The following is a 10,639-nucleotide window of genomic DNA, read 5'->3' on the forward strand; positions in this document are numbered from 1 at the left end:
AATTGACTGGCCCTCCCATGATCGAACCCAAGCGCGTTTTACGTGCCCTCGCCGAGCACTGGGCACTCCTTGAGCCTTTGTGTGAACACTTCGACCAAGGCACCTTGAGCCTCAACGAACTGCGCCTGCAACTGGCCGCTCATCAGGTGGACAGCACACCACAAGACATCACCACCGTGCTCGACAGCTGGATCCGTCTGGACATACTGGTGCCAGTCGCAAAAAGTCCGAACCGCTTCGAGCTCAACGCGCAAATCCACGATTTTCTGGCGTATCTGAGGCACGAACATCGCCTTGGCCTGTGCCTGGAAATCGAAGCTTACCTGCGCCATCTGGAGCGTTTGGCCGGATATATCCAGGATGCGTTCGACATCCGTGACGGCCATGATCTGGCACGTCAGCTGCGCCTGCTCGACATGCGCGTACGTGATGTACTGAAGAAACTGGCGAACGATGAGCAAGCGTTGGTCGCCGTAGCCGAGCGGGCCAAGACCAGTGACCGGCAGATCCCGCTGCGCCAGCGCTACGCCGAGGTACTGGCGACATGGGATGAGTATGTCGAACCCATGATTCAACTGGTCAACGCCGACGGCGCTTTTGAGCAAGGCGTACGCAAGGTTGAAATCGTGCTGCTGCGCATGCTCAGCGAGCAGCAACGACTCGGCCACCTGGTGGACGACGACATGCTGTTGCGCACCCATGCGCGCATCCTCGAAATGCAGACCAGCGCCCAGATGACCCTGCGCCATGCCCGTGAACTGCTACTGCCGCTGCGTGAAGAAGCCCGCCGGCATAACGCCGTAACCCGCGGTGCAGCGCTGGCGCTGGCAGCCATCCGGCGCAAGGGACTGGACGCGGTGCCTCAAGCCTCGATGCCGATGTTCACTCGCCCGCAAAGCACCTTCTTGGGCAGCGCCAGTCAGGTCGAGGCTTATGTCTATGCCTTGGCCCGCTTCGAGCCCAAACCCGCGAAATTCCCCAAGGCCCATAAAGTCCACCGGGGCGAAACACCCAAGGCCCCGCGCACGGTCAAGGAAATGCTCGACCGCTGCAGCGACGCGCTGCCGATGCCGGACTTGATGAACTGGCTGCTGGCACAAGAGCCGGACGGCGACACCGACGAATTGCTGTACTGGTTCTCCCGCCTGTCCCGTGAAAAACGCTTCGTGCGCGAACGCCTTGAGCGTCGCGATTACCACACCCACGAACATCGGGTCAGCCTGCGCTCATTCGCTTTGCTTTCTCACAGCGAAGATGCGACCCAGACCTCTGCGAGCCCCCTGCATGCATCTTGATCTTTCTGAACTGTCCCAGCTGGCACCGATTTTTCGTGAGCTGTTCAAGGGCTATCACGTCAGTCGCCGGGATCCTGAACTGTACGCGCAACTGTCGAACTTCCAGGATCAATACCGCACGCTGTTCAAAGCGCTGGGCTTTGAACTGGTGTGTGACACCCGCGGCTTCTATTACTTCGTACCCGAGACCGCCACTGCCCAGGTGAACAAGACCGCACAGCGTCTGGCGCTGTTCACCTTCATCATCGTCGAGCATCTGGCCGATCAGGGCCGCGACCCGATTGCCGTACTCGACGGAGGCAGCCTGGGCCGCGACGAGTTGCCCGCCTTGCTTGAAAAGTACCGCGACCTGTTTGTACAGGCCGAAGTCACCACCCATGAAGAGCTGGAAGAAAAGATCATGCGCCGCATGACCCAGCTCGGCTTTGCCAGTGAAGAACCCGGCATCTACCGCTTTCTGCCACCGATGCACCGGTTTCTGGATGTGTGCCTGTCGGTGCAGCAAGACCGTGATCTGGCAGCCAGCCTGCACAGCATCTTGCCTTTGCCGACACCGGTTCTGGTCGATGACGACATTGACGACGAAGCGGCTCTGGCCCGCGCCATCGCGGATGAACAACAGGAGATGGACGCATGAGCCAGGAACGCTACGGCATACGCCGCTTTGCCTTGCTGAACACCGCCGGATACAGCCTGGGCCTGTTCCCGCTGGAACATCCGCTGTCGGTATACGGGGCGAACAACCTCGGTAAATCCGCATCGATCAACGCTTTGCAGTTCCCGATTCTGGCGCGCATGTCAGACATGAGCTTCGGTAAATACAGCCTGGAGCAATCGCGGCGCTTCTACTTTGCCTCTGATACCAGCTACATCCTGGTCGAAGTCTCACTGCCCCACGGTCCCCATGTGATCGGTGTGGTGGGACGCGGGCCCGGCGGTGGCTTCGGGCACCAGTTTTTCGCCTATGCGGGCAAGCTGGACCTGGCTCACTACCAAAAAGACGACACCTGCCTGCGTCAGAAAGAACTGTTCAATAACCTTGAGCGCAATGGCCTCAAAGCCTACGAACTCAAGCCTGATGAACTACGTCGTTTGCTGGTGGGTGGGCATACCTCTATTCCGCTGGATCTGACACTGATCCCCCTGCGCTCCACAAGTGAACAGAGCCTCAAAACGTTCCGCGCACTGTTTATCAACCTGCTGCACATGCGCGAAATCACCGCTGCCAAGCTCAAGCAGCTGTTTCTCGATGCGTTTGAACACAGTCTGCGCTCGGGCAGCGTTGACTACATCGCAGCGTGTGAAGAGGCTTTCCGCGATGTGCGACGCATGGAGCAGGACTACAACGCACTGGTCGGCGCCGGGCCCTTGGTTGAGTCACTGGCTGCCGGCGTTCGTCAGCGCGACCTGTTGCGCGGCAAGCTGCATCGCCTGTCGCCGCTGCTGGACTCGTTGCTCGGCACCTGGCAGGACTACGCCGGGGCTCGCAAGGAGGAGCTGCTGATTCAGTCCGAGCACTACCGCAACGAGCAGGACGCCTTGCAAAACGATCAGCGCAGCAGCACCCAGGAGCTGATGCGCCTGGAGCGGGAAATCGCCGGCATTCAACGCTGGCTGGGCGAGTTGTCGGTGCTCAAGCACCGCTTTGCCCTGGTTGACGACGTGAAGGTACTGGAGCAGCAACTGCTGAGTGCCAAGGACGCCCATGACGAACTGGCAGGCGCGCTGGCGCAATCACGTCAGTTCAGTGCCGAGGATCTGGACGAGCGCCTGCGCGACCTGGAAAAACGCCTCAAGTCCGTCAAACAACAACTCGATCACGCCGATAACAACAGTTATGCCCGCCTGCGCGAAGAATTTTCGCAGCAGGATGTGGAGCGCCTGATGCGCCTGTTCAACAGCGCCCTGTTCAGCTTGCCGTTGGGCGAGCACGGGATTGCGCTGGATGACAGCGATGCCTGGGTCAAGTCGCTGGAATTGATTCTCGACGGCTTCAAGGGCGAGCGCTTTGAGGCCCCGGGCCTGTCCATCGACCTCAGCCACATTGAGCCTCCTGCCCTGCAGGCGCTGGCTGACCGGGCGGCATTGCGCGAGCAGAGAGAGCGTCTGGAAAAAGAACTCAAGCAACTGAAAACCCAGCAAGCCGTCACTTCGGATCGCGCCGCGAGCAAAACCGAAGCCGAGTCGTTGTATCAGCAAGTGCTGGATGCGCAGAAGGCCCTTGAAGACTTCCGCCGTAGTCAGACGCTGGGTGCCGAGGAAGGCGAAAAGCTTGAGCAACTGGCCCAGGCCGAAGCCGCGCAAGACGAGCTGAAGCGCTCCAGCGATGCCTTTACCGAGCGCGTGCAGCAATTGTCTGCCAAGTTGCAGTTGGTCGGGCGCCAGATCGGTGACATGGAAGCCAAGCAGCGAACCCTGGATGACAGCTTGCGTCGACGCCAGTTACTGCCCGCTGACTTGCCCTTCGGTACGCCGTTTATGGACCCGGTCGATGATTCGATGGACAACCTGCTGCCATTGCTCAACGACTATCAGGACAGCTGGCAGGGCTTGTTGCGCTGCGATGGCCAGATCGAAGCCCTGTATGCGCAGGTGCGCCTCAAAGGCGTGGCCAAGTTCGACAGCGAAGACGATATGGAGCGGCGCCTGCAGTTGTTGATCAACGCTTACGCACACCGCACCGAAGAAGCGTTGACCCTGGGCAAGGCGCGCCGGGCGGCAGTGACTGACATCGCCCGTACACTGCGTAACATCCGCAGCGACTACGACAGCCTTGAGCATCAACTGGCGCTGTTCAACCGCGAGATCAACAAGCGCCAGGTGTCCAACCTCAAGAGCTTCCGCATTGTGCTGGCCCCCAACAAGGAGGCGCTCAAGCATATCGATCAGATTATCCACAGCGCCGGTCAGTACGAAGAAGGCGAAACCCTGTCGGTGTTCGACCTCAGCCAGAGTGCCGAGCAGGACAACAAGAACGAAGAGGCCAAGGAATATCTGGCGCGACTGGTAGCAGCCAACCACAACCAGTTGGGGCTCAAGGACTTGTTTGAGCTGGCGTTCGAGATCACCAAGGTCAATGGCCAGCCGGTGATCCATACCGATATCGACGGGGCGGCATCCAACGGTACGACCATGACGATCAAGGCGCTGACCAACATGTATTTGTTGCTGCACTTGATGGATCGCGATCAAGCGGGCCGTATCCGCTTGCCGTACTACCTGGACGAAGCCGCGGACATTGACGAGAAAAACCAGACTGCCTTGTTGGAAACCAGCTTGCAGCTGGGCTTCGTGCCAATTCTGGCCAGCGTGAAACCCCAGGTCTGCGCCCATGTGGCAATTGACCTTGAAGGCGGTAGCGGGCCTAACGGGATTTACATCGATGAAGACGACTGGAAGTACATTCGTCGCCATGATGAGGTCAAGCCTGATGCGGTGGCCGCTGTGCAAGAGCCTGAACTGGATGAAGTCTGAGGCTCAATTCTGGACATAAAAAAACCGCGATCACTGATCGCGGTTTTTTTTGGTGCTTATTTGCCTAGCTGGATCTTCGGCGCCCATTGCAGCCACTCGTCTTCGAACTTGTCGAAGAGCGGGAAGGTTTGCTCGGGGCGGGCCTGATTACCCATCTTGTCATCACCCGGGGTAGCGAAGGCAATCCCACCCTGGACCAGGGTTTCCAGGGACTCGGTACGAATCGTTGCCCCTTTGAACAGGCCGAAGTCGACTCCGAAACCGCTGGTATTCCAGAAGCGGCTACCGGTGCGTACCAACGGCGCGTAACGGGGCTCGATCAGGATGTGTACCAGCACGCGATCAGCGGTGCTACCCAGCTCATAGCCCGTCACCTTGCCCACGGTGACTTCGCGGTAGGTAACAGGCACGCCCTCTTTGAGCGAGCCACGGCGGGCAGCGCTCAAAACAAGGCTCAATCCGGCCTGGGGAACGGCAGCATCCGGTGCCTGCTCCAGCGCTACAAAGCTGGTCTGGCGGCCCAGTTGCTTGATTGCGGGCAGCACTTCCAGGTACTGGCCTGTGACCAGGGTTTCGAGGTTCGCCGTTTTCATCAGCCCCAGCTCTGGCTTGACCACCCAGAACTGGCTGCCGACCCGCGCAATGCGCTCCGGGACTTCGGTAATGCGCGCCTTGAGCATGACCGATTGCAAATCCTGGCTCAGGTCGACGCTTTCGATCTTGCCCACATCCAGCCCCTTGAAACGAATAGGCGTGCCCTCTCGCAGCCCATCGGCACGAGCCACCTTGATCGTAACGGCTACACCCTGCTGCATCGCGGCATCACGGTCAGTAAACAGGCGGAAGCGCGGGATCCGTTTTTGCAGCGGCGCGGTGGCCTCTGGGGTTTCAAAAGCAATCCCGCCAGCCATCAGGCTTTGCAAGGATTCACTCTTGACCTGAATCCCGCCGGTCAGGCCGCCGGTGAGCGTGATACCGCTGGCATTCCAGAAGCGGGTCGAGGCGTTGACCAGGTTTTCGTATTCCTTCTCGATATGTACCCCAATCACGAGCTGCTTTTTCGTGCGAGAGAACTGATAGCTCTGCACCGAACCGACTTTAACCTGCTTGTAGAGAATCGGGCTGCCAACATCCAGCGAACCCAGGTTCTCGGTAAAGAGCACCATGTGCAGGCCCGGCGAGCGCAGGTCCAGCGGTGGCGCTTTTGGTCGTGCGACAAATTCACGCTCGGGGGTGCTGCCCTTGTCACCCGGACGAATGGCGATGTAGTTACCCTTTACCAATGCCTCCAGCCCGGTGATACCGGCCAGGGAGATCGACGGCTTGACCACCCAGAACTGAGTCCCTTGCACCAGGTAGTCTTCGGCCAACGGGTCGAGGGTCAGCTCGGCGCTAGCGCTGGTCAGGTCCGGATCGACCTTGAGGCCCTTGAGGCTACCGACCTGTATGCCTTTGTACATGACAGGTGTGCGACCCGCCTGCAGGCCCTCGAAGTCGCTGAGCTTAACTTTGACCTTGATCCCGGCCTGTGCGGCATCGAAGTCCTCATAGAGCCTGAACGGCAGGTTCGAGTCGGTAGGCGGGCTGTCTTTGCGGTTTTCAGGAGTTGCGAACGCAATACCACCCGCGACGATGCTGGCAAGGGATTCACTGCGCAGCTTCACACCTGACAGGTTGGCGTCGATGCTGATGCCACTGGCATTCCAGAAACGCGTGTGTTTGCGCACCAGATTGGCGTAGGTAGGCTCGATAAAGACTTTGATTTCTACCGTACTCTGGTCTTCCGAGAGCACGTAGCTTTTGATCTGGCCGACCTGGATTTGCTTATAGAAAACCGGGCTGCCACGGTTCAGCGAGCCGAGACGGTCAGCCTTGAGGGTCAGGTGAAGGCCGGGCACGGCATCTGACAGGGGCGGCTCTTGCGACAGTGCCTTGAACTTGCGCGCAGGTTCTCCATCGGAAGGACTCACGGCGATGTAGTTACCCGAGACCAGGGTTTCGAGCCCCGTGATACCGGCCAATGACACGCTGGGCTTGACCAGCCAGAAGCGGGTATTGGTCTTCAGGTATTGCTCGACGTCCTTGTCCATCTCGACCGTGGCAATTACACCCTTGTTCGGACCGTCTTCATCCAGGGCCAGGGTCTTGACCTTGCCCACAGGCATGCCTTTGTAGACCACTTCGGTCTTGTTGGCGACGATGCCTTCGCCACTTTCAAAGCGCACTTGAATATCGATGCCGGTTTGGCTGTAGGCACGCCACCCCAGCCAGCCACCAATGATCAGGGCAATAAGCGGGAGGATCCAGATCGCCGACCAGTTCGAAGCCGGGCGGGTTTTAGCGGTAGGCAAGTCACTCATGGTCGTCGTCCGACTCCGTATTGTCCCAAATCAGTCGGGGATCAAAAGTTACAGCTGCAAGCATCGTCAGCACCACCACACTGGCAAAAGCCACCGCGCCCAGATTGGCCTCGATGCTGGCTATGCGTCCAAAGTTCACCACGGCCACCAAAATGGCGATGACGAAAATATCCAACATTGACCAACGGCCAATGAACTCAATAAAGCGATACATGATGATACGTTGCCGCGCAGACAACGGTTGATGGCGCTGCACGGAAAACAACAGCAAGGCAATGCCGACCAGCTTGAAAGTGGGCACCAGGATACTTGCCACAAACACCACGGCCGCAATCGGAATCATGCCGTGCTGCACCAGTTCGATGACACCCGCCATGATAGTGCTCGGGGAGCCTTGGCCCAATGAATTGACGGTCATGATCGGCAGCAGGTTGGCCGGAATGTAGAGAATGGCCGAGGTCAGCAGTAATGCCCAGGTGCGCATCAGGCTGTCAGGGCGACGCGCATGGACCAGTGCGCCGCAGCGAGTACAGGTCTGCTCGTCGGTTTCGGGGTCTTGCCTGTTGAGTTCGTGACACTCGCCACAGATCAAGATACCCGCATCAATCGCCCGCATGAACATCCTCCCCGGACAATGCCTGCCAAATCTGGTGAGGTGACATCACAACCTCCAGCCAAACCTGTACCAGCAATAAGCTCACAAAACAGACCAAACCCAGGCCAAGGCTCAGCTCAGCCAGATCGGCCAGTTTCACAATCGCCACCAGCACCCCCATCAGGTACACCTCAAGCATGCCCCAGTCACGCAAGTGATGATAAATGCGGTAAATGAGCAACCCGTAGCTGCGCCCTACATTCCAGCGAATGCTGAGCAGCACGGCGAGCTGGCAGAGCAACTTGAGTAGCGGAATCCCCATGCTGCACAGGAACACCACCACCGCTATGCCTTGCATGCCGGTGTTGAACAAACCAAGCACACCACTCCAGACCGTGTCTTGCGACGCCTGGCCCAGCAGGTTGAGCTGCATGATGGGTAAAAAGTTCGCAGGTATGTAGAGCAACAATGCGGCGATCACAAGCGCAAGGCTGCGTTCGACCACCTTGTACCTGTGAGCATAGAGTTCGTAACCGCAGCGCGGGCATTGGGCTTTCTCACCGAGAGCAAGATGCGGCTTGCGCATCAACAAATCGCACTCATGACAGGCCACCAACTCGTCCAGCGGTAATTCTGACACCCCGCGGGGGTCAACCGGATCTGGCATAAAGGGAGTCTCTGGCTCAGAAATTGACTGAGTCTATTCTAGTGCGCGGACTACAAAATAACTGTGCATATTTGTAGGACTTTAGATGCAGCCGAACTGAAGAGCGGTTTAGCCGGATTTTGGACTTACCACCACTTTTCTCGGCCCAAAAACAAACCCCCTGTCTGCGTTAGCAGACAGGGGGTTTGGAATTTAATCTTGACGATGACCTACTCTCACATGGGGAAACCCCACACTACCATCGGCGATGCATCGTTTCACTTCTGAGTTCGGGATGGGATCAGGTGGTTCCAATGCTCTATGGTCGTCAAGAAATTCGGTAGCCAGGTCGTTTACCTTTCGGTTTACGCTCCAGCGAATGGGTATGTAATAGTTTGGTGTTTTGTGAGTCGCAAACTTTCGGTTTGTATCGTCTTCACACACCGCAATCTGGTCTCTTCGACGCAAATTGCTTGGGTGTTATATGGTCAAGCCTCACGGGCAATTAGTATTGGTTAGCTCAACGCCTCACAGCGCTTACACACCCAACCTATCAACGTCGTAGTCTTCGACGGCCCTTTAGGGAACTCAAGGTTCCAGTGAGATCTCATCTTGAGGCAAGTTTCCCGCTTAGATGCTTTCAGCGGTTATCTTTCCCGAACATAGCTACCCGGCAATGCCACTGGCGTGACAACCGGAACACCAGAGGTTCGTCCACTCCGGTCCTCTCGTACTAGGAGCAGCCCCTCTCAAATCTCAAACGTCCACGGCAGATAGGGACCGAACTGTCTCACGACGTTCTAAACCCAGCTCGCGTACCACTTTAAATGGCGAACAGCCATACCCTTGGGACCGGCTTCAGCCCCAGGATGTGATGAGCCGACATCGAGGTGCCAAACACCGCCGTCGATATGAACTCTTGGGCGGTATCAGCCTGTTATCCCCGGAGTACCTTTTATCCGTTGAGCGATGGCCCTTCCATACAGAACCACCGGATCACTAAGACCTACTTTCGTACCTGCTCGACGTGTCTGTCTCGCAGTCAAGCGCGCTTTTGCCTTTATACTCTACGACCGATTTCCGACCGGTCTGAGCGCACCTTCGTACTCCTCCGTTACTCTTTAGGAGGAGACCGCCCCAGTCAAACTACCCACCATACACTGTCCTCGATCCGGATAACGGACCTGAGTTAGAACCTCAAAGTTGCCAGGGTGGTATTTCAAGGTTGGCTCCATGCAGACTGGCGTCCACACTTCAAAGCCTCCCACCTATCCTACACAAGCAAATTCAAAGTCCAGTGCAAAGCTATAGTAAAGGTTCACGGGGTCTTTCCGTCTAGCCGCGGATACACTGCATCTTCACAGCGATTTCAATTTCACTGAGTCTCGGGTGGAGACAGCGCCGCCATCGTTACGCCATTCGTGCAGGTCGGAACTTACCCGACAAGGAATTTCGCTACCTTAGGACCGTTATAGTTACGGCCGCCGTTTACCGGGGCTTCGATCAAGAGCTTCGCGTTAGCTAACCCCATCAATTAACCTTCCGGCACCGGGCAGGCGTCACACCCTATACGTCCACTTTCGTGTTTGCAGAGTGCTGTGTTTTTAATAAACAGTCGCAGCGGCCTGGTATCTTCGACCGGCATGGGCTTACGCAGTAAATGCTTCACCCTCACCGGCGCACCTTCTCCCGAAGTTACGGTGCCATTTTGCCTAGTTCCTTCACCCGAGTTCTCTCAAGCGCCTTGGTATTCTCTACCCAACCACCTGTGTCGGTTTGGGGTACGGTTCCTGGTTACCTGAAGCTTAGAAGCTTTTCTTGGAAGCATGGCATCAACCACTTCGTTGTCTAAAAGACAACTCGTCATCAGCTCTCGGCCTTAGAATCCCGGATTTACCTAAGATTCCAGCCTACCACCTTAAACTTGGACAACCAACGCCAAGCTGGCCTAGCCTTCTCCGTCCCTCCATCGCAATAACCAGAAGTACAGGAATATTAACCTGTTTTCCATCGACTACGCTTTTCAGCCTCGCCTTAGGGACCGACTAACCCTGCGTCGATTAACGTTGCGCAGGAAACCTTGGTCTTTCGGCGTGGGTGTTTTTCACACCCATTATCGTTACTCATGTCAGCATTCGCACTTCTGATACCTCCAGCAAGCTTCTCAACTCACCTTCACAGGCTTACAGAACGCTCCTCTACCGCATCACCTAAGTGATACCCGTAGCTTCGGTGTATGGTTTGAGCCCCGTTAAATCTTCCGCGCAGG

At 57.2% G+C, this 10,639-nt stretch carries 6 protein-coding genes and 2 rRNA genes (1 of these 8 running past the window's edge); 3 read left to right on the forward strand and 5 right to left on the reverse strand.

The genetic code is table 11. The features are described 5' to 3' along the window. The first annotated feature begins 17 nt into the window (after positions 1-17). Genes mksB through mksF form a run of 3 tightly spaced genes read left to right on the forward strand, consistent with a single transcriptional unit; the run spans position 18 to position 4,769 of the window. Positions 18-1,295 carry an Mks condensin complex protein MksB gene (mksB, locus tag VSQ83_RS20005; RefSeq protein ID WP_133076457.1) on the forward strand — a complete coding sequence of 426 codons (1,278 nt, stop codon included), beginning with the start codon at positions 18-20 and terminating at the stop codon, positions 1,293-1,295. Further along, entirely contained in the window at positions 1,285-1,932 is a 648-nt protein-coding gene (gene mksE / locus VSQ83_RS20010) for an Mks condensin complex protein MksE (RefSeq protein ID WP_133076458.1), read from the forward strand. Before mksB ends, mksE begins: the two co-directional genes overlap by 11 nt. Continuing rightward, positions 1,929-4,769, forward strand: coding sequence for an Mks condensin complex protein MksF (mksF, locus tag VSQ83_RS20015; protein WP_219261720.1), 2,841 nt, complete (start codon positions 1,929-1,931; stop codon positions 4,767-4,769). The genes mksE and mksF overlap by 4 nt, the downstream gene beginning before the upstream one ends. Positions 4,770-4,825: 56 nt before the next feature. On the opposite strand, the gene VSQ83_RS20020 is transcribed toward mksF, so the two are convergent. The 5 genes from VSQ83_RS20020 to VSQ83_RS20040 form a co-directional block, all read right to left on the reverse strand. Next, on the reverse strand, positions 4,826-7,129 hold the full coding sequence (locus tag VSQ83_RS20020; protein ID WP_219261721.1) for a PqiB family protein: 2,304 nt from the start codon (positions 7,127-7,129) through the stop codon (positions 4,826-4,828). Continuing rightward, the gene (locus VSQ83_RS20025; RefSeq protein ID WP_095003217.1) at positions 7,122-7,745 is read right to left on the reverse strand and encodes a paraquat-inducible protein A; all 624 of its coding nucleotides are present in this window, start codon (positions 7,743-7,745) and stop codon (positions 7,122-7,124) included. The genes VSQ83_RS20020 and VSQ83_RS20025 overlap by 8 nt, the downstream gene beginning before the upstream one ends. Further along, entirely contained in the window at positions 7,732-8,391 is a 660-nt protein-coding gene (locus tag VSQ83_RS20030) for a paraquat-inducible protein A (protein WP_326427380.1), read from the reverse strand. Before VSQ83_RS20030 ends, VSQ83_RS20025 begins: the two co-directional genes overlap by 14 nt. A 196-nt stretch (positions 8,392-8,587) precedes the next feature. Beyond that, a 5S ribosomal RNA gene (gene rrf / locus VSQ83_RS20035) occupies positions 8,588-8,703 on the reverse strand. A gap of 151 nt (positions 8,704-8,854) precedes the next feature. Further along, positions 8,855-10,639 (reverse strand): 23S ribosomal RNA (locus tag VSQ83_RS20040); it runs 1,107 nt beyond the window's last position.

This window comes from Pseudomonas sp. DSV-1, assembly GCF_035830915.1.
In the GTDB taxonomy this organism is placed as follows: domain Bacteria; phylum Pseudomonadota; class Gammaproteobacteria; order Pseudomonadales; family Pseudomonadaceae; genus Aquipseudomonas.